Source organism: Chitinophaga sp. W3I9, assembly GCF_050434025.1.
GTDB lineage: Bacteria > Bacteroidota > Bacteroidia > Chitinophagales > Chitinophagaceae > Chitinophaga.
On the sequence record NZ_JBNPWC010000001.1, the window covers coordinates 2,621,663 to 2,646,259 of the forward strand.

Annotated in this window: 25 protein-coding genes; 10 read left to right on the forward strand and 15 right to left on the reverse strand. The window is 47.4% G+C overall.

Annotated features, from left to right (window positions below; genetic code table 11):
- The first annotated feature begins 218 nt into the window (after positions 1-218).
- From QFZ51_RS11020 to QFZ51_RS11035, 4 genes are all read left to right on the forward strand, one after another.
- Entirely contained in the window at positions 219-626 is a 408-nt protein-coding gene (locus tag QFZ51_RS11020) for a DoxX family protein (protein ID WP_370913486.1), read from the forward strand.
- A 41-nt stretch (positions 627-667) separates the two neighbouring features.
- The gene (locus QFZ51_RS11025) at positions 668-1,078 is read left to right on the forward strand and encodes an acyl-CoA thioesterase (RefSeq protein ID WP_429045782.1); all 411 of its coding nucleotides are present in this window, start codon (positions 668-670) and stop codon (positions 1,076-1,078) included.
- 18 nt (positions 1,079-1,096) lie between these two features.
- A complete protein-coding gene (locus QFZ51_RS11030) occupies positions 1,097-2,344 on the forward strand; it encodes a CinA family nicotinamide mononucleotide deamidase-related protein (protein WP_370913484.1) in 1,248 nt (415 codons plus the stop codon).
- 70 nt (positions 2,345-2,414) lie between these two features.
- Entirely contained in the window at positions 2,415-3,734 is a 1,320-nt protein-coding gene (locus QFZ51_RS11035) for a dihydrolipoamide acetyltransferase family protein (RefSeq protein WP_429045784.1), read from the forward strand.
- A gap of 134 nt (positions 3,735-3,868) precedes the next feature.
- Here the strand turns inward: QFZ51_RS11035 and QFZ51_RS11040 are convergent, their stop codons facing one another.
- Positions 3,869-4,189, reverse strand: a complete 321-nt coding sequence (locus QFZ51_RS11040; RefSeq protein ID WP_079468754.1) for an RNA recognition motif domain-containing protein — start codon at positions 4,187-4,189, stop codon at positions 3,869-3,871.
- A gap of 253 nt (positions 4,190-4,442) precedes the next feature.
- Between QFZ51_RS11040 and QFZ51_RS11045 the strand changes: the two genes are divergently transcribed.
- Positions 4,443-5,162, forward strand: coding sequence for a hypothetical protein (locus QFZ51_RS11045; protein ID WP_370913482.1), 720 nt, complete (start codon positions 4,443-4,445; stop codon positions 5,160-5,162).
- A 3-nt stretch (positions 5,163-5,165) separates the two neighbouring features.
- On the opposite strand, the gene QFZ51_RS11050 is transcribed toward QFZ51_RS11045, so the two are convergent.
- The 9 genes from QFZ51_RS11050 to QFZ51_RS11090 all read right to left on the reverse strand — a co-directional run bounded on the left by QFZ51_RS11050 (position 5,166) and on the right by QFZ51_RS11090 (position 15,184).
- On the reverse strand, positions 5,166-5,783 hold the full coding sequence (locus QFZ51_RS11050) for a DUF4230 domain-containing protein (RefSeq protein ID WP_429045786.1): 618 nt from the start codon (positions 5,781-5,783) through the stop codon (positions 5,166-5,168).
- A 49-nt stretch (positions 5,784-5,832) separates the two neighbouring features.
- Positions 5,833-6,336, reverse strand: a complete 504-nt coding sequence (locus QFZ51_RS11055) for a cupin domain-containing protein (protein ID WP_429045788.1) — start codon at positions 6,334-6,336, stop codon at positions 5,833-5,835.
- A gap of 156 nt (positions 6,337-6,492) precedes the next feature.
- Positions 6,493-7,332 (reverse strand): DUF6597 domain-containing transcriptional factor, encoded by an 840-nt coding sequence (locus tag QFZ51_RS11060; RefSeq protein ID WP_429045790.1) that lies wholly within the window; start codon positions 7,330-7,332, stop codon positions 6,493-6,495.
- A 130-nt stretch (positions 7,333-7,462) separates the two neighbouring features.
- Positions 7,463-8,215, reverse strand: coding sequence for a zeta toxin family protein (locus tag QFZ51_RS11065; protein ID WP_429045792.1), 753 nt, complete (start codon positions 8,213-8,215; stop codon positions 7,463-7,465).
- Between the two features lie 123 nt (positions 8,216-8,338).
- Positions 8,339-11,185: a prolyl oligopeptidase family serine peptidase gene (locus QFZ51_RS11070; protein ID WP_429045794.1), complete on the reverse strand. Its 2,847-nt coding sequence runs from the start codon at positions 11,183-11,185 to the stop codon at positions 8,339-8,341.
- Positions 11,186-11,245: 60 nt separating this feature from the next.
- Positions 11,246-12,121, reverse strand: a complete 876-nt coding sequence (locus tag QFZ51_RS11075; protein ID WP_429045796.1) for a DMT family transporter — start codon at positions 12,119-12,121, stop codon at positions 11,246-11,248.
- Between the two features lie 81 nt (positions 12,122-12,202).
- Positions 12,203-12,943, reverse strand: coding sequence for a polyprenol monophosphomannose synthase (locus tag QFZ51_RS11080; RefSeq protein ID WP_429045798.1), 741 nt, complete (start codon positions 12,941-12,943; stop codon positions 12,203-12,205).
- Positions 12,944-13,015: 72 nt separating this feature from the next.
- A complete protein-coding gene (locus tag QFZ51_RS11085; RefSeq protein ID WP_079468745.1) occupies positions 13,016-13,789 on the reverse strand; it encodes a 3'-5' exonuclease in 774 nt (257 codons plus the stop codon).
- Positions 13,790-13,819: 30 nt separating this feature from the next.
- Positions 13,820-15,184: a UDP-N-acetylmuramate--L-alanine ligase gene (locus QFZ51_RS11090; RefSeq protein WP_429045800.1), complete on the reverse strand. Its 1,365-nt coding sequence runs from the start codon at positions 15,182-15,184 to the stop codon at positions 13,820-13,822.
- Positions 15,185-15,494: 310 nt separating this feature from the next.
- Here QFZ51_RS11090 and ytxJ point away from each other — a divergent pair, with 310 nt between their 5' ends.
- From ytxJ to aroQ, 3 genes are read left to right on the forward strand one after another with little or no spacing between them, the layout of a single operon-like run.
- Positions 15,495-15,827, forward strand: coding sequence for a bacillithiol system redox-active protein YtxJ (gene ytxJ, locus QFZ51_RS11095; RefSeq protein ID WP_370913472.1), 333 nt, complete (start codon positions 15,495-15,497; stop codon positions 15,825-15,827).
- A 42-nt stretch (positions 15,828-15,869) separates the two neighbouring features.
- A complete protein-coding gene (locus tag QFZ51_RS11100; RefSeq protein WP_370913471.1) occupies positions 15,870-16,451 on the forward strand; it encodes a UbiX family flavin prenyltransferase in 582 nt (193 codons plus the stop codon).
- 39 nt (positions 16,452-16,490) lie between these two features.
- Positions 16,491-16,916, forward strand: a complete 426-nt coding sequence (aroQ, locus tag QFZ51_RS11105) for a type II 3-dehydroquinate dehydratase (RefSeq protein WP_079468741.1) — start codon at positions 16,491-16,493, stop codon at positions 16,914-16,916.
- A 163-nt stretch (positions 16,917-17,079) separates the two neighbouring features.
- Here aroQ and bioB read toward each other — a convergent pair whose 3' ends face one another.
- Complete coding sequence (bioB, locus tag QFZ51_RS11110) at positions 17,080-18,081, reverse strand: biotin synthase BioB (protein WP_429045802.1); 1,002 nt, start codon at positions 18,079-18,081, stop codon at positions 17,080-17,082.
- Positions 18,082-18,238: 157 nt separating this feature from the next.
- Here bioB and QFZ51_RS11115 point away from each other — a divergent pair, with 157 nt between their 5' ends.
- Entirely contained in the window at positions 18,239-19,015 is a 777-nt protein-coding gene (locus QFZ51_RS11115) for a hypothetical protein (RefSeq protein WP_429045803.1), read from the forward strand.
- Between the two features lie 318 nt (positions 19,016-19,333).
- On the opposite strand, the gene QFZ51_RS11120 is transcribed toward QFZ51_RS11115, so the two are convergent.
- The 4 genes from QFZ51_RS11120 to QFZ51_RS11135 all read right to left on the reverse strand — a co-directional run bounded on the left by QFZ51_RS11120 (position 19,334) and on the right by QFZ51_RS11135 (position 23,445).
- Positions 19,334-20,434: a M42 family metallopeptidase gene (locus QFZ51_RS11120; protein WP_370912851.1), complete on the reverse strand. Its 1,101-nt coding sequence runs from the start codon at positions 20,432-20,434 to the stop codon at positions 19,334-19,336.
- A gap of 60 nt (positions 20,435-20,494) precedes the next feature.
- Positions 20,495-21,328: a UbiA family prenyltransferase gene (locus tag QFZ51_RS11125; RefSeq protein WP_429045805.1), complete on the reverse strand. Its 834-nt coding sequence runs from the start codon at positions 21,326-21,328 to the stop codon at positions 20,495-20,497.
- Positions 21,329-21,383: 55 nt separating this feature from the next.
- Positions 21,384-22,922, reverse strand: a complete 1,539-nt coding sequence (locus QFZ51_RS11130) for an acyl-CoA carboxylase subunit beta (protein ID WP_429045807.1) — start codon at positions 22,920-22,922, stop codon at positions 21,384-21,386.
- 91 nt (positions 22,923-23,013) lie between these two features.
- Entirely contained in the window at positions 23,014-23,445 is a 432-nt protein-coding gene (locus QFZ51_RS11135; RefSeq protein WP_429045809.1) for a hypothetical protein, read from the reverse strand.
- A 149-nt stretch (positions 23,446-23,594) separates the two neighbouring features.
- Between QFZ51_RS11135 and QFZ51_RS11140 the strand changes: the two genes are divergently transcribed.
- Positions 23,595-24,578: an acyl transferase gene (locus QFZ51_RS11140; RefSeq protein ID WP_429045811.1), complete on the forward strand. Its 984-nt coding sequence runs from the start codon at positions 23,595-23,597 to the stop codon at positions 24,576-24,578.
- The last annotated feature ends 19 nt before the right edge of the window (positions 24,579-24,597 follow it).

Here is a 24,597-nt window from a genome sequence, read left to right on the forward strand (position 1 = left end):
ACTCTGTCGTGGCCTGACCCTGGTAGTCCGTTTCTTTGATGCCTGAGTGCCGCCGGCGTTCATGATGAGAAACGAACCAGGTGGTATCAGCAAATATAAAAGTTATATCTTTTCCTTTCCGATTGTGTTTCTAACAATGTGGATAACTCCGGTAGCAAGGCAAAAGCTATTCATTTATCTTGCGGAAAATAATTTTAAGAACAAAAACCTTACCTACTATGAGAAAACTGTTCTCTGCCGGCTACTCGAATGGCGCTGTAAGTTTCTCCATGCTGGTGCTCCGGGTGATATCCGGTGGTCTGATACTCCTGCATGGCTGGCCCAAGCTGATCAATTTTACTGCCAAAATGAATTCTTTTCCTGATCCATTGGGAGTAGGACATAAAATTTCTTTGGGAATGGTGGTTTTTGCAGAAGTGTTCTGCGCGGTGTTGCTGATCATGGGACTGTTAACCAGACTGGCTTCTGTGCCATTGGTCATTTGTATGGGAGTGATCATTTTTATGATTCACGGCCACGACCCGGTATCAGAAAAAGAAATGCCGATTCTTTTCCTGGCAGCATTTGTAACGCTGCTTTTCACTGGACCGGGCAGGTTTTCACTGGATGGCGCATTAGGCAAATAAAATTTTCAAGTAAACGTTTAGGATAAAAATAGCGGGGAACCATGTTTATCAGTACAACAACAATCAGGGTGCGTTATGGGGAAACAGACCAGATGGGATACCTGTATTATGGCAATTACGGGCTGTATTACGAAGTAGGCAGGGCAGAAGCCATACGTGAACTGGGTTTCAGCTATAGGCAGCTGGAAGAACAGGGCGTGATTATGCCGGTAGCCGAACTGAATGTGAAATACCTGCGGCCCGCCTATTACGACGACCTGATAACGGTGAAGACTATACTAAAGGAGATGCCGAAGGGTTCTAAGATACAGTTTCACAGTGAGTTGTATAACGAAAAGAATGAATTGCTGAATGTTGGAGTGACCACACTGGTATTCATTGATGTGAAAACGAAGCAGAAAGCTGGCTTGCCGGAAGAGCTGCAGAAAATACTGGCACCGTTTTTTGAATAGCAGTATAAACAACGCATTATGGATAAAATCACCACCAGCATCATCACCATCGGAGATGAACTGTTGATAGGCCAAACGATTGATACCAATTCTGCCTGGATGGCGCAGCAACTGAATGCAATGGGCATATGGGTACACCGGCGTGTAGCCATTGGCGATATCAGGGATGATATCCTGGACGCCCTGGCAAAAGAATCGGCGGTGTCGGATATTGTGCTGATCACCGGCGGGCTGGGACCCACGGCCGATGATATCACCAAGCCCACCTTGTGTGAATACTTCAATACCCGGCTGGTACAGCACCAGGAAACGCTGGATAACGTACTGCATATTTTTGAAAGCAGGGGGCTGCCCATCCTGCAAAGGAACCTGGACCAGAGCCTGGTACCGGAAACGGCCACGGTTATTGAAAATAAGAGAGGCACCGCGCCGGGAATGTGGTTTGAGAAAGAAGGCAAGATCTATGTATCCATGCCCGGGGTGCCGCATGAAATGAAGGGGATCATGGAAGATTACGTGCTGCCCCGGCTGGCCAGCCATTTCAAAACCCCGGCAGTAGTACATCAAACGCTGGTTACCTCCGGCATGGGCGAATCTTTTATTGCCGAACGGCTGGTTGCTTTTGAAGCAAAGCTCCCTGCCCACATCAAACTGGCTTACCTGCCCAGTTACAGCCTCTTGAAACTCCGGTTAACCGGTTTTGGGAAAGATAAATTATCAGTGGCGGCAGAAGTGAGCATCCTGTTTCACCAGCTGAAAGACCTGCTGGCAGATATCACGGTAACAGACCAGGATATTTCTATAGGCGAAGTACTCGGTAACCTGTTAAAGGAGAAAGGGAAAACCATGGGTACCGCGGAAAGCTGTACCGGCGGACTGATTGCCAGCTGGATCACCGCTGTTCCTGGTAGTTCCGCTTATTTCAAAGGCAGTGCGGTAACGTATGCGAATGAAATGAAAGTAAAGATGTTAGGCGTGAATCCAGCAACCCTGCAGGCGCATGGCGCCGTGAGTGAGGCCACTGTGCTTGAAATGCTGACCGGCGCTTTGGCACTGCTGCAAACTGATTATGCCATTGCCGTATCCGGGATCATGGGACCTGATGGCGGTACGCCGGAAAAACCGGTGGGCACCGTTTGGATAGCGGTAGGAAATGAAAAGAGAAAAGTCACCATAAAACACCAGCTGCGTTACGACCGGGAACGGAATACGCAAATGACAGCTGTCTACGCCATGAATGAGTTGCGCAAACTCATTCTGGAATAGGGATATTCACGTATTTTGAATTGGTACAATTCCCTTATTTTTGTTGCGCACTAAAGCAAAAATCAATCTTATGGCCATTGTAGAATTGGTAATGCCAAAAATGGGGGAGAGCATCATGGAAGCCACCATTTTGCGTTGGCATAAAAAGGCGGGCGATCACGTAACAGTAGATGAAACCGTACTTGAAATTGCCACCGACAAGGTGGACAGCGAAGTTCCTTCCACCGCGGAAGGCGAAATCACAGAACTGCTCTTCAATGAAAATGATGTGGTGCCGGTAGGTACAGTCATTGCCCGCATTAATACCAATGCCGATGCAGCAGCGGTTTCCACACCTGTTACGCCTGCTGCACCTGCAGCCACTGAACCAAAATTCACTACAGCGCCGGCATATACACCTGCTGCCGAAGCGCCTGTTTCCGGTGGCGGAGCCAAATTCTACTCCCCGCTGGTACTTACCATTGCACAACAGGAAGGCATCAGCTTTTCCGACCTGGAAAAAATCCCCGGTTCCGGCAACGATGGCCGCGTAACCAAAAGAGATATCCTTCAATACGTAGCCGACCGCCGCGAAGGAAAGGTGATTCCGGATGTAACGCCGGAACCGGCAACCTCAACAGCAGCGGCCACTACCCGTCAGCCGGTGGTGACCACTACCGTGGCTTCCCCAACCTATAGCGGTAATGTGGAAATTATTGAAATGGATCGCATGCGTAAACTGATTGCCAACCACATGGTAATGAGCAAACAAACCAGTCCGCATGTGACCAGCTTTGCCGAGGCCGATGTGACCAACATGGTGAAATGGCGCGATCGTGTAAAAGGGGATTTCGAAAAACGTGAAGGTGAAAAACTGACTTTCACGCCGCTGTTTATAGAAGCCATTGTGAAGTGTATCAAGCGTTTCCCGCTGATCAACTGCTCGCTCGACGGCGATAAGATTATTATCAAGAAAGACATCAACATAGGTATGGCTACCGCATTGCCAAGTGGTAACCTGATTGTTCCGGTGATCAAGAATGCAGATATGCTGAACCTCACCGGGTTAACCAAACAGGTAAACTATATGGCCAATTCTGCCCGCCAGAATAAGCTGAAGCCGGAAGATACCCAGAGCGGTACTTTCACGCTTACCAATGTAGGCACCTTTGGCAGCCTGATGGGTACGCCCATTATCAATCAGCCGCAGGTGGCCATCCTGGCAGTGGGCGCCATCAAGAAACGCCCGGTGGTTATTGAAACGGAAGACGGTGATACCATTGGCATCAGGCACATGATGTACCTGTCGATGTCTTACGACCATCGCATTGTAGACGGCTCCCTGGGTTCTACTTTCCTGAGCGCAGTAGCGAAGGAACTGGAGAATTTTGATCCGAAGAGAGGAATTTAAGATAGCTATTGTATTAGCAGGAATGCAGCAGGAATCTTTTTCTGCTGCATTTTTTGTCTTTTAACAGCCACAAAAAAAGAGACGCCCGAAAAAGCGTCTCTTTTTAGTTCCTTAGTGCCGAATAAAGGGGATTATTAATAACGACGGTCGCGGGAACCATATCCTCCGCCGCCACGGTTATTACCACCGCCACCTTTGAAATTATTATTCGGTTGTTTAGGTCTTGCTTCGTTTACCATCAATTGCTTACCTTCGATTTCGCTGCCGTTCAAACTATCCATAGCCTTTGCTCCTTCTTCTTGATTAGGCATTTCCACAAAGCCAAAACCACGTGAGCGGCCTGTTTCGTGGTCTTTGATAACCTTAGCGGAGGTAACCTCTCCAAAATCGCTGAAAATCTGATGGAGATCCTCATCGTTCAACCTATAGTGCAGGTTGGCTACGTAAATGTTCATGATAACTGAAATTAAAAAAATGAAAAATAATATACTGAAGTTATGAAAATTACGCTAATAAAAAAGTTAGCGTTAAAATATTTTTGTAATTACCTTCTTTTTTACTACCACTTGACATAGCCAGATCCTTTGCAGTACTTTGTTTGACTGGCATGGAAATATTATTTAAAATAGTGCTCTGACCCTTATAAACGCTCCTTTTTACGGTTTTTTTTTCGTAAATTCAGTACATGATCCATTAAATTAAATTCATATGGGAGCGTTAAGTGAAACATGGTTTGCCGATGGTTACATAGACTTTGAGCTCAAAAAGTACACGCTATTGGCTTATTTACAGGACATTAATCAACACTTTACCCAGAGCAGGCTGTACCCGCAGTTGTCAGACATTATCTTTCATTACAACAACCTGATAGCGTTCCGGGACAACAAACAGTTTTTACAGCAGCAGTTTCCAAAAAGGCTTACCGCAGTGAACATCCAGAAGCTGGAGCTATTGTACGAGCAATTGATTGCAGATGATGAACTGATGGAAGAACTGGAGTCCATCATCCATTATTCCCTGCCACAGTTAAACAGCACTATTAAGGAAGGAACGGAGATTTACGAATACGTGGCGGAACATCTCAGTATTTTCCCGGTGGGGCTTGTGCCGCTGGAAACAGCCGAAGGGTATCTGCTGTTGTGCGACGGTCGTGGCCGGCAAACGCTGGTATACACTTACCGGCTTACTATTTTTGAAAGACATGACGAGAAATACCGGGGTATTCATACCCAATACCTTCAGGCCTATAAAAAAGACCTGGTGCATACCATCAATCATATTAAAGGCATGCTGATACGGGAACGGAATAATTTACCCAACCCTGCGGTGTATTGCGTGGAAACGCCATTGGTGGTGCCGGTAGATGAAACCTTGCTGCCCATCGCCAAAAGAAGCCTGGTAAAATATATTGCGCAGGAAGCGGCGTAGCGGTTAGTTTAAAGCCGGTGCACTGGTTTCGCCGTCGTACCGGATTTCCAGGGTGTGGTCCTTCAGGAATGGAGCATAGTACTGCTCCATTACCTTCTGTATTTTCTCTTTGGATTGCTGGATGTAAGTGGGGTTATTTTCCAGCTGGGCACGGGAGGTACGATAGAGACTTTTCTGAACATCGGTATAGGTTTCGTCATCCTGGAACTGGAGCCAGCCTTTACGGTTCGAGGTTTCCATCCGGTCCATTTTCAGTTCATAGCTGAGCAAACGGGGCGCCGGTAAACTGATAATGATCTTCTTATCAGTCATTTGCACTTTAAACAACTTATCGTCGATGTTTACGCCGTATTTGGCCTGGTACGGAATAGTTACCCATACTGTATTTTCAAGGAATGCTTTCTTCAGGTTATCAGTCCAGTCGCCGCTGTTTTCAATATTACTCCTTTTGATACTGGCGCTTCCCTGTACATCCAGGCTGGCCAGTTCTGCAATTTCTTTTACAATAGTGCTGTTGGAAATTACCTGCTGGCTCACATTGGTACTGCCAAAACGCTTGCCCAGCCAAAAGATCAGGAGCGCGAATAATATAAATACAACGAGATAAAGGGCTTTTTTCATACCTAAATTTAGTGAAAAGTAAGGAGCCTGCAGCGGATAGCCGTTACCGTTACCTGGTAAGACTGTCGATCAGTGCCGCATGTTCCGGGTAAGCCGCCTGCAACGGCGCTTTTTCAGCCAGTTCAAAATCTGCAAAATCAAAGCCGGGCGCTACGGTGCAGCCGGCAAGGGCGTATCCGCCGGGCACTTCCACGCGGGAAGCAAACCAGTTGCCCGCGGTGATGATCACCTGCAGGCTTTCATTGTTTTGAATATCGCGTCCAAGCTTATGTATCAGCAGTTCTCCACCGGGAACGATCTCGTAGATAGTCAATGTGCTGCCATCATAAAAATGCCAGATTTCATCGGCTGCGATACGATGGAATGCAGAAAACTCTCCTTCTTCCAGTAAGAAATAAATGCAGGTAGATGCATTGCGGTTACCACTCATGCCGGCAGGCAGGGTTTTCATGTCGAGTACCCACTCCGACCGGTAAGTTTCGCGGAATGCGCCGCCTTCAACATGAGATTGCAGTTTTAGTTGTTCACGCCAATGGGCTGCAGAATATTGCATAGTAATGCCTGTTAGAAAAAGTAAGTTAAATAAAAAGTATGGTATTGTACTTTTTCGTGTATTGGTGAGGGTTATATCGAGCATGGTTTTTCCGGGAACAGGCTTGCCTGCTCCCGGAAGTTTGTTTTTTTATATTGCTGCAAAAGCAGCTTTTTCTTAACTGGCTACTGCCACCTGCTGCAGGTTATCTACCTGCATATGTGCAATAGTTCCTGTTGACGGAGTAAAGTAAGAAGGCGTTTCATGATTAAACAGCAGGTAGTCTTTTATAAACATGGCCTGGTTGTACCAGGATGTTGCTTCCACCTGTGTTTGCCATTGTGGTAAGTTTAGCTGGCGGAGCGCACTCAGCGCGGTTTTATAGCGGATCATCCGCGCATATAATTGCGGCGGAATACCTACTATTTTGCTGAAGAGTCTTTCAAGCGTGGGACGGGAAAGTCCGTAGCGGGTGGTGAGTTCGTCCATGCTTACATTTCCCTGCATGATCACCAGGTAATCCGCCATGTCGTCTACTTCACGGAGATTGCCCGGTTGCTGTGAAAGCGCCTGCAGACAAGCACCATCCAGCAATGACTCTATGCGTTGCGGCTCCTTTTCCTGTTGGAGGGCCGTGATCAGTTCCTGCCACACAGGTTGTCCGGCGGCCAACAGGTTGCGGTAGTAATTGGTGAAATTAGCGGCATCCATACCTAAAAGCCGGTAGCATCCATAAGCGTTCAGCTGTATTACTGCTGCCTTTACCGGCCCCTGCACCTGTAACTGGCAGGCGCAGGTAAGATGCCCCAGCACAGAGCCCGCAGGCAAGGTGAATGCCTTGTGATTCACTGGTTTAACTTCAGCCTTCCCTTCGAGAATGAATACCATGTACTGATCGCCCAGGGCAAACAGGTTTTGTGGTAGTTGAATAATACCACGGGTATCGTCTTCCCAATAATAATATTGCTTTACAAACGGACGTAATGCATCCGCGGGATGATGGATATGGAAGTTCATAGGTACAATAATGTGGTGTTAAGGATATCGCTATCGCTGCAGATCACACCATACGCTGAAGTGGCGATGTTATTGTAAATATATGTTAAATAATTTATATTAAGAAAAATATATTTAGAGAGCAACGGAATCACCTGGCAGTGAGCGGGATATCCCTGGCAGGAATGCTTAGGATGTTACCCTGTTTATCGCCGATAATGAGCTCCCGGCCAAGACCAGCATTCGTTTCCACCAGTTTACACATAGCTGTTTCAACGCCCTGCATTATTCTCCCGGAGAGTATTTTAAATTCATATTGGCCGGCTGCTTCCGGTTCCTCCCTGCCACAGTGGAGGGGGAATACATCCCATATACAAAAAGATTCCGAAGGGATGTTAGTGCCTGAACTGATTTCTAATGGTGTTGTACTGGTGTTGTCTATCATCAGCCAGTTGTCGCAGACAGGGATATATAGGTTCATGAGGTTACTAAGACCTCTGTGATATCTTCTTCTGATGATTTCGGGGGGAATATGATGGCCGCCTTCTTTCACCCTTTTCTGTACCCGTCTCTCGGCCATTTCGGGGGAATTCAGCCAAAAGAAAAGCAGGGTAACGGTGTAACCGGTTTCTTTTGCTTTTTCAATCAGCGATACACAACTCCTGGTGGCCAGGGTTGTTTCAAAAGCAAAGTCTGTTTTTGCCAGCACCAGTTCCCTGATCCGGTGCAACATTTGCCTGCCTGCAGGTAAAGCAACGCTTTCCGGATGGAAAGGACACATGTCTGCAGCAATGATGTCTGCATTCACAAACTCTTTGCAGTCCAGTATTTCAGGTAATAGTGTGAAACTGGCGGTCGTTTTCCCGGCGCCGTTGCAACCGGCTATGATATATAGATTCGGCATTTCTCAAAAATCGGTCATCTATCAGCATTAGCTGTTAATAGCATTATCTCCGGTCCCGTATTAACAAAAAACGCTGCAGGTTCCTTAACAGGCGCCTGCAGCGTTTTTATTATTGCCGTTAGTTTACTGTTGCAGATCCCAGCCCCAGTTGATCCCTTTTTCTGTTGCGGGCACACCGCTTTCCAGCCATTGCGGCGCCGGTGCGCCTTTCAGGAAGTGATCAAAGAACTGTTGTTCCCTGCGCTGAATATCTTTCCGGTTCTGGCGTTGTATGAGGTTATGCGCTTCGTTGTTATAGTTCAGCAACCATACGGGTTTGCCTAAACGACGCAGGCCGGTAAACAGCTCAATGCCCTGGTACCAGGGAACGGCGCCGTCGGCATCATTGGCCATGATTGCCACCGGCGTGTTTACGCGCGGCAGGTTGAACAAGGGTGAGTTTTCAATATACAGCTCGGGTTTTTCCCATAAGGTAGCGCCGATACGGCTTTGCGAATGTTCATACTGGAACTGCCTGTTCATACCACTTTCCCAACGGATACCGCCATAAGCGCTGGTCATATTGGCTACGGGAGCGCCCGCCCACGCTGCTTTAAAGAGATTGGTTTGTGTAACGAGATAAGCTACCTGGTAACCACCCCAGCTCTGCCCCTGGATACCCATATTTTTTCCGTCGACCCAGGCTTTTTTAGCCAGGTCTTCTGCGGCACTCACAATATAATCGTAAGCGCTTTTTCCGGGATAACCATTTTCATAGCTGATATCCGGCGCTACCACCAGGTAACCGCGGCTTACAAAAAACGAAATGTTCAGCCGGGACGGCGTTGGCGCGGGCGCCTGGTAACTGTATAATCCATCTGTTAATTTCTCGTAGAAATAAAAGATGACCGGGTACTGTTTGGTGCTATCGAAATTTTCAGGTTTGTAAAGAATACCTTCTGCCGGTTTGCCGCTGAAAGTTGTCCATTTATACAACGATGCGGTGCCCCAGTTATATCCTTGTTGCTGGGGATTGGTATGACTGATCTGTGTCGCTTTTGCGATATCATCTCCGGTAAAAACATCCGGGGAAAGCTCATACCGGCTACGGGTATACGAAAACACGTTGGCATCTTTTGCTTTCAGCAGATCGGTGTATGAATAAGGCCCAAGTACCACGGGTTGAAGGTTAGCAGCCTTACCGCTTTTACGCGGCAGTTCCAGCGAATAGAAACCATTGTATTTGGTGCTGTCCTGGAAAGCAGATAAGGTCAGGCGGTCGCCGGGAAGGAAAAATTTCTTATCCGGATCCAGGCGCAGGTACCGGAAACGTATTTTGTTGGTACGGCCCAGGCCTTTGGTGATATTCAGCGGCGCTGCCTTACCGGAAGGATCCACCTGCCAAATATCGTAGCGATCGTAAATGTATACGTAGTTGTCACCGGTCATCCAGCCAGCGATGCCGTATGCATCCGGTACATCGGGATGGTCATCTTCCTCATCATATACTTTGGTGGGAATGCCTTTGCTTATATTTACCGCGGCGCCGGTAGCATTATCATAACTGAACCACTCCCGGTTTGCCAGGTCGTACCAGATAATATATTTTCCTTTAGGGGAGATGAAAAAGTTACCGTCCAGCTTTTCTTTGATCTTTTTTCTCGTACCGTCATTTATGTTTACGAGGTAAGCTGTTTTCAGTGTGCGGCCCACCCATTGCATAGGGATGCGCGCGCCTTTATCCGTATAGCCGAGGGCGTTAGCACTGTTGCCTTCCGCAGCGGTGACAACTGTTTCCAGGTCTTTATCGCTTAACTGGATCACCCGTTTGCTGCCTGGATAATATACGGCGGCATAACTTCTTTTCAGTTCCTTATCCACATTTTTTAACTGCATGGGTTGCAGGTAATCATCTTTATAATTCCAGATATCCACTTTAGCTACTTCGAAGTCCACGATGGTGGTATCTTTCACGGGCAGCACGGGAGCGGTGCCAAAAAACAGGCGCTGTCCATCTTTACTGAAATAAATGAGGCTGTTGGGACTGATACTCCAGTTGGCCGGCAGGCCGCTGCTGTTTTTATCGGCTACTTCGTAGGCGCTGTCCTGCCCGGGTTTGAAATAATATAATTTATAGAATTGCTGTAATGATTTGGCAGAATCACGCGTGCCGAAATACGCCGCCTGTTCTCCTTTTTCATCGAAAGCAAATTGTTTATAATCGTTGTTACCGTTGCTCAATGCCACCGCTTTCCTGTTGGCGGCACGCCACAGCAGTACACCGTTGCGCGACAGCGAATCTTTTTTATCTGCCTTTGTTTCTATGAGCAGCTGGTTACCAGGTTTGCTGAATGTAAATTCCGTTACATTCTTAATGGTATCCTGTGTACCACTCTGCAGCTGACGGATCACCAGCGTGCCGCTTTCAGTGCCGGCAGCGGGCATTTTGTCGTCGTCTGCACGATCGGTATCATCCAGCGATTTAGGGGCTTTGCCTCCTTTGGCTTTGGCACTATCTGCTGCTGGTTTTTCCAAAAGATAGGCGAGCAGACCACTGCCTTTTTCCGGTGTTTTAAAAGACTTTACGCCAGGAAATTTCAGGATGCCGGGCTGGCCCAATGCAATGATGGCCAGGGAATCTTTGGGCATTTCTGAAGCTTTTTTCTTTTTGATCTTTGCTTCGCGGGTATCTTTAAAAAACGGTTTGATGCTGCAGATCACGTAGCGGGAATCTTCCGTGATCACCGGGCTGCCGCCACGGTCAATGGTGGTGGACTGACCTGTTTTGCGGTCATAAATCACGAGGCTGGCATCGCCTTCCTGCGGTACTACAGTATACACTACCCACTGTCCGTTATTACTGATCAGTTTAGTGCCGATGCTTTGCCAACTGTCGTAAACACTGTGGTCCAGCGGCTTTTTTGCAGGTTGCTGTGCATAGGTAAAAAGGGAGGAGCCCAGGAGAGACACCCCTAATAAAACTTTTCTCATAAGCGCAAAGTAATAATTACGGCGCTCAAGTTACAAATAAATGAGGATGAACGGAGGGGATTACGACGCCGTTTTACCCTTTACCACCCGCAGCATTTGCAGTCCTACGGAAAGGATGATGCAGCCCAGTCCGGCATAAAAAGCGTTATTCAGGAATTTGTTTTCATGAAACAATACAAACGCCATCACAATGCTGTAAACCGGTTCCAGGTTGAAACAAAGGTTGACGGTAAACGGGGAGATTTTTTTTAATGCGCTCATGCTCAGCAGGTACATCAGCACCGTGCAGAACCAGGCCAGTACAAGGAGGTAGAGTGTATCCATAGACGAGGGCAGCAGGGTAGGGGCCGGAAACAGGTAGAGATATAGAGGCATGGCGAGGGTGAGCACAATGAAGCCTGTCGACAGCTCATAAAAAGTAATGGTATAGGTATCGAACCGTTTGATCAGTCTTTTATTAAATACGGTAAACAGCGCGGCGAACATGGCAGAAATAATTCCGAGGATAATGCCGGTACGGTATTGCGTATCAAAATGGAAGATAAGCAGGATGCCGAGGAGGGTGAGCATGCTTAGCAGCATTTCGGCCACGTCGAAGCGGCGCCTGTTGATGAGTGGATCAAATATAGCGGTGAACAGGCTGGTGAGTGAAAAGCAGATTACCCCGATAGATACGTTGGAATATTTGATACTACCATAAAAGAAGAGCCAGTGCAGGGCTACCACTACGCCGGTGCTGCCAATGGGCAGGATGTCTTTCCAGGGGAGTTTTTTAAAGGTACCCTGGAAGCGGAATAGAACATACAAAGTAACGGACGTGATCAGTAACCGGTACCATACCAGTAGTCCTTCGTTGAGGGAAATGAGTTTGCCCAATATCCCGGTAAATCCAGCCAGAAATACGGAGAGGTGTAGCTGGAGAAATGCTTTCTTCATGGTCCGTTAAAATGTATTTAGGGACCTGGTCATTTTTTTAAATGAACAGATCCCTAAATGCTATGCGATTGATGTAAATTATTAATTCTGAACCCGTCTTTTATAATTGCGGAAAAGGCTTTGCCACTGTATTTTGAGTACGCCGAGGATGCCTTCTTTTACGATGCCTTTGCTCATCTTGGAATAGCCTTCTTTCCGGTCTTTAAAGGTAATAGCCACTTCCTTTATTTTAAAGCCCAGCTTCCATGCGGTGAATTTCATTTCAATCTGGAAAGCGTAGCCTACAAACTGTATCTGGTCCAGGTTAATGGATTCCAATACGGTATTGCGGTAACATACAAATCCTGCGGTGGGATCTTTTACCGGCATCCAGGTGATCATGCCTACATAAATGGAAGCGCCATAAGATAGTACGGCGCGGTCCCACGGCCAGTTTTCGGTTTTGCCGCCTTTTACGTAGCGGGAGCCTACGGATACATCTGCTCCATCTTTGGCGCAGGCGTCATACAGGCGCGGCAGATCTTTGGGATTGTGTGAAAAATCCGCGTCCATTTCTATGATGTACTGATAGCCCCGGGCCAGCGCCCATTTGAAACCGTGGATATAAGCTGTACCCAAACCTAGTTTGCCGGACCTTTCTTCCAGGAATAATTCGTTGGGATGTTGCTGTTGTAATGATTTTACAATAGCGCCGGTGCCGTCGGGCGATCCGTCATCCACAATGAGGACATGAAAATTCTGCTGTAAGGAAAATACAGCGTCAATGATGTTACGGATATTATCCTTTTCATTGTACGTAGGAATGATGACAAGCTTTTCCAATTCAGCAGATGATATTTTTGGACTGCGAAAATAATTCAATTCCGGCGCAAGATATGACGTTCCCGAATAACATTACATTTTTTTTAACATCATATTATGGAAGATTTCAGTCAGTTTCTGTTTGGTATTAAGCGGAAAATCCGCTTTCATCATCCAATCGTAGTACTGAGGTTCTGCCTTTAGTACGTCCCTGACAGGACGGCCTTTGTATTTACCAAAGTTAAACACTTCCTGTCCACCCTGCATCACGAGGCGGCGGGCAAAGTCGATATAATCTTCCTCTTTTGTGAAATCGGCGAGTGAATCGATATCCTGTTGCAATTGTTCGTAGCGGCCGAGCTGGGCTTCCAGGATCTCGTAGGTGGCCAATGCGTCTGCTTCAGCGCTGTGAGCGTTTTCCAGCAATTTATCGCAATAGAATTTGTAGGCGGCGCCCAGGGTACGTTTTTCCATCAGGTGGAAGATCCGCTGTACATCTACAAATTTGCGTTTGGATACGTCAAATTCGATGTCGGCCCGCAGGAATTCCTCTACCAGCAGGGGAATATCGAAGCGATTGGAGTTATACCCGGCCAGGTCGCAGTTATCCATGAACTGTTTGAGTTCATGAGCGGCCTGTTTAAAGGTAGGTGCGTCTTTTACATCCTCGTCTTTAATACCATGAATTGCTGTAGATCCTGCTGGGATCGGCATTCCGGGGTTAATGCGTTTCACTTTGGACTGGGTGGTTTTGTCCGGAAACACTTTGATGATAGCAATTTCAATGATACGATCGGAAGCCACGTTGGTACCGGTGGTTTCCAGATCGATTACGGCCAGCGGCCTTTTGAGGAGCAAAGAAGGCATTATGAATAATTTATAATTTGTTTAATGTATTTATTTGTCTGACGGCAATAATGCTTTCAGTTTGCTAAAATCGAGACCATCATATGTTCCGGAGCTCATCAGCAGCAGGTTGGTGTCCTGGTATTGTTGTGCGGCGAGGAAAGCTTCCAGTTTTTCCCTGTTATGGAAAACGTGGAGGTCATCCCGGCCAAACCGCTGTGCAATGAGTTCCGGCGCCAGATCCGGCATTCTTTTTATTTCCAGTGCATGTTTGCTGTAAAACACAACGGCGGTATCTGCTGTATCGAGGGCGCCGTGGTATTGTTCCAGGAAATCTGCATTTAAACTGCTATAGGTGTGTAATTCCAGCACGGCTATCAGTTTCCTGTCGGGAAACTGGTGTTTAGTGGCTTCCATAGTGGCTTTCACTTTAGAAGGCGCGTGTGCAAAATCACGGTAAATAACGCAATGATCGTTTTTAGCTACGAGTTCCAGTCTTTTTGCGGCGCCCTTAAAGGTAGCAATTGCTGCCAGGAATTCCGCATCAGAGAGGCCCAGTTCGTTACAAACGAGCTTGGCAGCGTGGAGGTTCAGCAGGTTATGATCGCCAAAAACTTCCAGGCTGGCCTGCTGGTCGCCAAAAACAACCCGGGTAACGCCGTTGGTAATGGTATGTTCGGGCAGGCCGTATGGCACCAGTTTAAGGTGGTTGCCGGTAGCGGTTACCAGGCTAACGAGTTCAGGATCTGTATTGTTGTAGATCAATACCTGACCGGCTTCCATCTGCCTGATAAAAATAGCAAACTGTTCTTTATATATTTCGTAGGTAGGAAATACGTTGATGTGATCCCAGGCGATGCCGGTTAATACCGCGATCTGCGGATGCAGAAAGTGGAACTTGGGCCGTTTTTCAATGGCCGAGGCCGGGTACTCGTCAGCTTCGCACACAATTACGGGTGCGTCTGTGATATTTACAGATTGGGCAAAACCTTCCAGCCGGGCGCCTACCAGGTAGTCGAACGACTGATGATTAAGCTGCAAGGCGTGCATTACCATGGCGGTAGTGGTAGTTTTACCATGACTTCCCCCGATGGCTACCCGCGTTTTATTTTTACTTTCCTGGTAGATATATTCCGGGAAAGAATAAATTTTCAGCTGCAGTTCCCGGGCTTTTATCAGCTCGGGGTTGTCGTCCCGGGCATGCATGCCGAGGATGACTGCGTCGAGATCCGGCGTTATCCGGGCAGGGTTCCAACCGGTACTGGCTGGTAAAATGCCCGCCTGTTGGAGGTTTGACAATGCCGGTTCGAAAATCTCATCGTCACTGCCGGTTACCTGGTAACCTTTATTTTTGAGCGCAATGGCCAACTGATGCATTACGCTGCCGCCTATGGCAATAAAATGTACTTTTGTCATAACGCTGGATATTTTCGGCTGGCCGAAAATTACATTGTTGTTTTTTTTAATGTATTTTCTATATTTGCAAAATAACGTTACAAAAGACGATTAAAAAAGTGGTCGTATCATATTTCCTGTGAAAATTCGTTTTAGTCATAAATTATTTAAAACTGCCAGTATGCAATCTTATGTAAGAATTTTGGGCTACACCGCTATGGTTTGTATCTTTGCCGCTTTCTTAACGTCCTGCGCAAGCCATCAGAAATTAGGCTGTCCCATGAAGGGCATGGCCAAGTCGCCTGCGATAGAACATAACAAAGCATGTTAAATGAATTGGAAAACGTTAACCAGCGAGGAACAATTGGCTGAAATCAATGCAGTATCAGCGCATCAGCCGGTAGTTATTTACAAACACAGCACGCGATGCTCTATCAGCTCGATGGCCAAGGCCAGGTTGGAACGGTCGGCTGTACCAGAAGGGTTAACGTTTTATTACCTGGATCTGATCGCCCATCGTCCGGTATCCAATAAAATTGCGGAAGTCTATAATGTTCAGCATGAGTCTCCCCAGGTACTGGTCATCCGCAACGGCCAATGTGTTTACAATGAAAGTCATGGCGGCATTGCCATGGATGAAATAGTTGCACAGGCTGGCGTATAACCACCCAAATAGGCTAGCTTTGTAAATTCAACAGCATAGCCAATGAAACATCGTATAGTAGTAGCAGTTACCGGGGCAAGTGGTTCTATCTATGCCCGTCAGTTGTTACAGAAGCTGCAGGCAGCACATGAACAGCTGGACCAGGTAGCTGTAGTGATGACAGAAAACGCAAAAACGGTATGGGAAACAGAGCTCAGAGACGAAGATTATAAACAATTGCCTTTCCGTTTTTATTCCCAACAGGATTTCCACGCGCCGTTCGCTTCGGGATCCGGACGGTTTAACACCATGATTATCTGCCCTTGTTCCATGGGTACGCTGGGACGCATTGCCACCGGCATTTCCAACGATCTTATTACCCGCGCGGCAGATGTAGTGCTGAAAGAGAGAAGAAAGCTCATCTGCGTGGTACGGGAAACCCCTTATAATCTTATTCACATCAAAAATATGGAAGCAGTTACCCTGGCCGGCGGCATTATCTGCCCTGCCACTCCTTCCTTTTACAGCGTTCCCGCCAATCTCGAAGAAATGGCCGCCACAGTGGTGGACCGGATCATAGACCTCGCAGGCCTGGAACAGCAAACTTACCGCTGGGGAAGCGATAGTAATAATAAACAGGATTAATTATCTTAGTCCCTCATTCTTCATTCTATAACCATTATCATGCAAATAGCTATTATAAACGGACCTAACCTTAACCTGCTCGGTAAGCGTGAAACGGGAATCTATGGCAGCGAATCTTTCGAACAGTATTTCAAACATCTGCAAAAACAATTTCCGGCGGTAACTTTCAGCTACCATCAAAGTAACATAGAAGGGGAAATCGTGAACTATCTGCATGAAGTAGGATTTTCATATGATGGCGTGCTGCTCAATGCAGGCGCTTATACACATACCTCCATTGCCATCCGTGACGCTATTGCGGGCATCAAAACACCGGTGATGGAAATTCATATCAGCAACGTATATGCAAGGGAAGAATTCAGGCACACCTCACTGATAGCGCCCAAATGCATCGGCTGCATCTGCGGACTCGGACTCAAAGGATATCAATTGGGAGTGGAGTACTTCGGGATGAACGACTTGTAGCGCTGCGGAGGTTGTCTTGAGCGCTGATTACGCTGATTATAATGATTTTTTGGATTTTATATAATTGATTAGGGAGATATATGCGGACTTATCCGCTTATATCTCCCTTAATCTTATAAAATCAAAACTGATCAAATCCAAAAAATCAGTATAATCAGCGTAATCAGCGCTCCAAGACAATTTCCGGCGCCGAAGGCGCCACCGCTTCCTGTGCTTTGAAAGCTTCTCTGGGCTTCAGTCCCAGCAGCTCAAACATCATGTGGTCTTCTTCAAAGGAAGGATTGCCTGTAGTTAATAATTTTTCGCCGGTAAAGATAGAGTTGGCGCCCGCCATAAAGCACAGGGCCTGGTCGGACATACTCATTTCCGCACGGCCTGCGCTCAAACGCACCATTGCCTTTGGCATCAGGATGCGGGTGGTGGCAATCATGCGTACCATATCCCAGAACTCTACTTTAGGTAAATGCTCCAGCGGTGTACCTTTTACGCGGGTGAGCGCATTGATGGGCACGGAATCCGGATGCGACGGTAAGCTGCTGAGTGTCCACAGCATGGCGATACGGTCTTCATGCGATTCTCCCAAGCCTATAATACCGCCACAGCATACGCTTACACCTGCTTTTCTGACATTATCCAGCGTTTGTAAACGATCGTCGTAAGTGCGGGTGGTGATAATTTCTTCGTAGTGGTCACGGGAAGTATCCAGGTTGTGGTTGTAGGCGAACAGGCCGGCATCGGCTAATTTCTTTGCCTGGTCTTCGTTCAGCATGCCCAATGTGCAGCATACTTCCATACCAAGTTCATTTACGCCTTTTACCATATCCAGTACACGGTCGAAATCGCGGTTGTCGCGCACTTCACGCCATGCTGCGCCCATACAGAAACGGGTGGACCCCGCCTCTTTTGCTTTCTGCGCGTAACTCATCACGTCCTCTTTTTTCAGAAGGCCATGCACATTGATGTCAGTGTTGTATCTGGCAGCCTGCGGGCAGTAAGCGCAATCTTCAGGGCATCCGCCTGTTTTAATGGACAAGAGGGTGCAAACCTGCACCTCTGCTGTATCCTGGTATTCACGGTGAATAGTGGCAGCACGGTATACCAGTTCCAGTAAAGGAGTATTGTAAATAGCTTTGATTTCTTCTAACGTCCAGTCATGACGGATCATAGATCTGATTTTGTTTGAATAGCAAACGTAGCAAATTATTACGAAATACAAATTACCAATTAGTAGGAGTGAAAATGAAGGAAATTTGATTATTCTGTTGAAATACACTTAATTGCGGGACTCAATTTAAATAACCAGCATCCAGAAAACCACTTCTATGAAACATTTCCCTAAGGGCAGTAAGCTGTCCGTACTCGCTCTATTTGCCGCTATGGCATTTTCCAGTTGCAGTAAAAATGATGATGACCCAATTTTGCCTCCGCCGCCGGTGTACACCCTGGATCAGCTCTACAGCCAGGCCGTAGATGATGCCATGATTGCCGACAGCAGCGAAATTACCGATGCACTGTGGCCCATCACACCAGACAACCCTGACCTGCAATGGAAAACCATTAATGGTCAGCAGTATGTGTTGATGGCTACCTTCATGCGTTTCCCCGGAAGTTACCCGGCCGGCGATTCCATCAACACCGTATGGGGCGAATCCTGGCTGTTCATCCCTAAACAGATGAAGACCAGGATAGGACCATCCCTTACGCCTACTTCAGATACCATTCAGCGTATCTGCCAGTTACTGGGACTACCGCCCGTTAACTCAAAAACAAATACCCATATCGCTACCATGTGGGTAAGTGCCTCCAGGTTGTACCGTCCCGCCGGCAATCCTGCCATTACTACCAAAACCACCGGTGCAGTCCCCATCAGCGGTGTATCGCCGGACTTCACCACCTGGTTTAACAACTACATCATCTTCGCTTACTACCGCCCGCTGACATCAGCCACAGATATGCACTATCCGTGGACAAGGCTAGGCTACACCTACGACTGGGCCCCGGGCGCCAGCAGGGTAGGAATGAGCGAATATGTAATGCAGGCTGGTTCCGGCGCATGGGTGGAGAAGGTGAACCGGGCAGCGGACTTCTTTAAAAACTAGGAGATCGCCTTCGGCGCGGATTTTGTCTTTCTCAGGATTACGCTGATTTTACTGATTTTACTTTTTGGATTTTTTTTGATTTTATAACTGATTAAAGTATTCATGGAGATAGGAGCGAATATATTCCGCTCCTATCTCCATGATCTTATAAAATCAAAAATTTACTTTTTGATTTTATAACTGATTAAAGTATTCAGGGAGATAGGAGCGAATATGTCCGCTTATATCTCCCTGATCTTTTAAAATCAAAAAAAATCCAAAAAGTAAAATCAGTAAAATCAGCGTAATCCTGAGAAAGACAAAATCCGCGCCGATCTCCTATATATACTGGAAATTCGTTTTAGGCGTAATATTCAGCAACGTCTGGTAAATCAGCTGGATCGTATTTTCAATATCATCTTTCTTCACCATTTCCACGGTAGTATGCATATAGCGTAGTGGTAAGCTGATCAGCGCAGAAGGCGTGCCGTCATTGCTGTAGGCAAATGCATCTGTATCAGTACCGGTACTGCGGCTTACCGCATGTAGCTGGTGAGGAATGTCGTTCTTTTTGGCGGTTTTGATGATGAGGTCACGGAGGATGTTATGTACTGCCGGACCATAAGTAATGCTGGGACCACTGCCGCATTTTATTTCTCCCTCAATATTTTTGTTGATCATGGGAGTAGTGGTATCATGCGTTACATCGGTGATGATGGCCACATTTGGCTTAATACGTTTGGCGATCATTTCTGCGCCGCGCAAACCTACTTCTTCCTGTACAGCATTCACGATATAAAGACCAAAAGGAAGCTGCTGCTTCTTTTCTTTCAGCAAACGGGCAACTTCTGCAATCATGAAACCACCGATACGGTTGTCGATAGCGCGGCAGATGTAGTAGTCGTAGTTCAGTTCCTCGAAACCATCTTCAAATGTGCATACACAACCTACGTGTATACCCAGTTCTTCTACTTCTTTGCGGGAGCGTGCGCCGCAATCGAGGAAAATGTTTTCCACTTTTGGTTGCGGTTCTTTGCCATCGCCGCTGCGGATACGGGTATGGATCGCCGGCCAGCCGAAAACGGCTTTTACGGTACCTTTCTCAGTATGGATATTCACACGCTTGGAAGGAGCAATCTGCTGGTCGGAGCCGCCATTGCGGATGACATAGATCAGTCCTTCCGGGGAGATGTAATTTACAAACCAGGAGATTTCGTCCGCATGGGCTTCAATCACCACTTTGAATTCCGCTTTAGGATTGATAATACCTACTGCAGATCCGTAGGAGTCTACAAAATATTCATCGATATAAGGCGTCAGGTATTTCAGCCAGAGCTTTTGTCCTTCTTTCTCAAAACCGGTAGGAGACGGGTTATTCAGGTACGTTTCCAGGAATGTCAGTGATTCCTTGTTGAATATTGATTTCTGTTTTTTAGACATAATATTTGCAGATTGTGACGCGACAAATGTAAGGAAAACGCCGGATTGTGCTCATCCGGATTAAACGATCATGAGATATAATACGGCCGACAAGGCCATGAATCCATCCAGTACGAAGTAGAACAGGTAATCGGAATCGGTGTGCTGCGCTTTCCGGGTGACGATGGCCGTGGCGATGACCGGTACCAGGAGGGTAACCACAGCGGGCAGCGTGGTATAGGGCCACATTAAACCGGCGCTTATGGCGGCTATCAGCAGGGAAGCGTAATAAAGTCGCATCAGGTTTTTCTCATCCAGGGTAGTGATCAGGCTGCGGATGCCTTCTTTTTTATCTGATTCCAGGTCGCGGTAATCAAATAAGATACAGATCGCATAGATAAGACCAAAACGGTGTATGGTGAGATATACCAATGGCTGGGTGACCACGTTGTCCGCTATCAACGCAGGAAGCACAGTGGTTACATAGGTCCATACAAAGGTGAGGAATAGTGTTTTCCCGATGGCTATTTTGCTGAGCCACCTGAATGCCTTGTGCGGTACTTTGGGTGCAGAATACAAAAAAGTGAGTACTGCGCTGCCACTGAGTACCAGCCAGTGCTCGCGCAGCTGCCAGAAAAACCATAGAGAGCCTGCCAGGCCTATGCCGCATAAAGTGAGCATAAGGGTACGGTGACGGTTACCCCAAAGGATTCTTTCTGAGGCCGAGTAGGCGCCGGGTGTAAGGTACCAGTGAAAATTGTAACTGCAGATGGTGGAAAAGAAAACAAAAAGGTAAAAGGTATTATGCGGGTAATCGAGTGCCAGCAACTGGTTGGTTTGCCATACCATCAGGATGGCACACCCTGAAATATAAACGGAGGTGAAGAGAATAAGGTTGAAAAGACTGCGGAGCATATGTTTAGCTTTTAGCACCCCGCTTTTTTAGTATGAAAAAGCGGGGCGCCATTTGCTACAAAGGTATATTGCCATGTTTTTTTCGCGGCATGTTTACCACTTTATTTTCGAGCATTTTGAAAGCCTTGATCAGTTTGATACGGGTCATTTCAGGTTTGATCACTTCGTCGATGTACCCTTTTTCTGCTGCCAGGTAAGGGTTTGCGAACCTTTCCGTGTAATCGGCCACGAGTTCGTTCATGCGTGCTTCCGGATCCGGCGCCGCATCGATTTCTCTTTTGAAGATGATTTCCACCGCTCCTTTGGCGCCCATTACAGCAATTTCGGCCTGTGGAAAAGCGAAGTTGAGGTCTGCGCCGATGTGTTTGGAATTCATTACACAGTAGGCACCGCCATAGGCTTTGCGGGTGGTAACGGTAAGTTTGGGTACCGTTGCTTCACTGAGTGCGTACAGCAGTTTAGCGCCGTTGGTGATAATGCCGTTCCATTCCTGGTCGGTGCCGGGCAGGAAGCCGGGCACGTCTACCAGCACCAGCAATGGGACGTTAAAAGCATCGCAGAAGCGGGTAAACCGGGCGCCTTTTACGGAGGCATGAATGTCGAGTACTCCTGCGAGGTGGGCCGGCTGATTGGCCACTATACCGATGCTCCTGCCGGCAATGCGGGCGAAGCCAACGATCATGTTCTCTGCAAAGTTTTTATGCACCTCAAAGAAGCTGCCGGCATCCGTAATCTGCTCGATGGCTTCTTTCATGTCATACGGCTGGTTCGGATGCTCCGGGATCAGCGTGTTGAGGGCATCGCGTATTTCGTTCCCTGGTTCGTAAGGGTATACCGGTGCGGTTTCTTCACAGTTCTGCGGCACATAGCTCAGGAGCTGTTTGATATATTGAATACATTCTATTTCATTAGCGCAGGCGAAATGGGTTACACCGCTTTTAGCGGCGTGCGTTTGCGCGCCACCCAGTTCTTCTGAAGTTACTTCCTCGTGGGTAACGGTTTTTACCACGTTGGGGCCTGTCACAAACATATAAGACGTTTGTTCCACCATCATGATGAAGTCGGTGATAGCGGGGGAGTATACGGCGCCGCCGGCGCAGGGTCCCATGATGGCGGAGATCTGCGGGATCACGCCGGAAGCCCTGGTATTGCGGTAAAAGATATCGGCATAGCCACCAAGGCTCACCACACCTTCCTGGATGCGTGCGCCGCCGCTGTCATTTAAACCGATGAGAGGAGCGCCGTTCTGCATGGCCAGGTCCATGATCTTGCAGATCTTGCGGGCATGTGGTTCGGACAAACTACCGCCATATACGGTGAAGTCCTGTGAAAAAACATAAGTCAAGCGGCCGTGGATGGTCCCGTAGCCGGTTACCACGCCGTCGCCGAGAAACTGTTCCTGGTCGGCGGTGAGTCCGCGGTTGCGGTTAGTGACCAGCATATCCAGCTCTTCGAAAGAACCTTCATCCATCAGCAACTGTATCCTTTCTCTGGCGGTCAGCTTACCTTTTTTATGCTGGGAAGCAATACGTACATCTCCTCCGCCAAGCATTGCTTCGGCGATCTTTGCCTGTAGTTCTTCTATTTTATCCATATGCTAAAAATCAAAAGTAAAGCTAAAAATAAAAGGATTCCTTTGATAAAAGGAATCCTTAAATGTATGATATTTTAGAATGTAACGTTTGTCAGGGAATGTTGTAAGGTATTTTCGGGGTAGCGATGGTGTCGCTGATATTCCCGGCATTATCACGGATAAATACGAGGAAATGAATGCTGTCGCTCGGGCTTTGGTAGGTTCTGAAATCCACGGGATCGAGCCGGATAGCTACTTCTGCTTTTACGCTGTTTCCCCGGTTGGCGCCAATTTCAGGCATCCGTCTCACAATATAGAAGGTGTCCTGTAGTTTGGTATCATAGATAGGGGCTATCTGCAAAGTGTCTTCTATGTCCCCGTCTCCATCCTGGACATCGAGCGTTACAAACATTACCTGGGTACTGGTTACCACGCTGTCGAGCGAATATCCTTTGAAGCTGAGAATGGGTTTGGTGCCTATTTTATCCTTTTTACAGGCGTAAAATAACCCGGCCAGCAGGAACAAAAACAGAATTTTCTTCATAAAACAAACCTACATTAATTTAGGAAATATACAAATATTCAGTTATCGCTATCCATCTATACCAAAACGTTTTTTTGTGACAATTGTTACTTACTGCGGATAGATTTATTCTTCTCCCTAACTTTGTGCGATTTTAAATTCAGCTTTACATGACCGCCGTATCACCGGAATATATATTTTCATTAACCCAAAACGGGCTGGAAGCCGCTGCACTGGAGCTGTTTCAGTACCAGTACCGGGAAAATGACCTGTACAGGGCCTATACAGATGCCCTGCGCATCCCGCCTGCTTCGGTGAAAAGCATTCTTGAAATTCCCTATCTCCCCATACAATTTTTCAAATCACATACCGTCGTATGCGGTCAGTTTGTGCCTGAGCTGATCTTTGAAAGCAGCGGCACCACCCAAACGGTGAACAGCCGGCACCTGGTGAAGGAGTCTGGGATCTACACCCGGAGCTTCATGACAGCGTTTGAACAATTTTATGGCCCGGTGAGCGATTACGTGGTAGTGGGACTGTTGCCTTCCTACCTGGAACGCCAGCATTCTTCACTGGTGCGCATGGTGCAGGAAATGACCCTCCGCAGCGGACACGCGGAAAGCGGCTTTTACCTGTATGAACATGATAAGTTGTTTCAACAGCTGCAGGCGCTGGAAGCACGCGGACAAAAGGTATTACTGATAGGCGTGACCTTCGGATTACTGGATTTTGCAGAGCAGTATACCCTTTCCCTGAAAAATACCATCGTCATGGAAACTGGTGGCATGAAGGGCAGAAGAGAGGAATGGACCCGGGAAGAAGTACATGCTTTCCTCAAAGAACGGCTGGGAACGGCCTGTATCCATGCGGAATATGGCATGACGGAGCTGTTATCACAGGCTTATTCCAAATGTGATGGCTTGTTTGAAACTCCCCCCTGGATGAAAGTACTCCTGCGTGATGAAAACGATCCTTTCCAGCTTACTGCCGGCAAAGGCGCGGGCGTAATGAACATAATTGACCTGGCTAATATTTACTCCTGTGCATTCATTGCCACGGAAGACATTGGCCGTATCCATGCTGATGGCCGGTTTGAAGTACTGGGCCGGCTGGACAACTCTGCGTTAAGAGGCTGCAGCCTGATGGTTAGTTAGTATGTTAAATTTATATGAT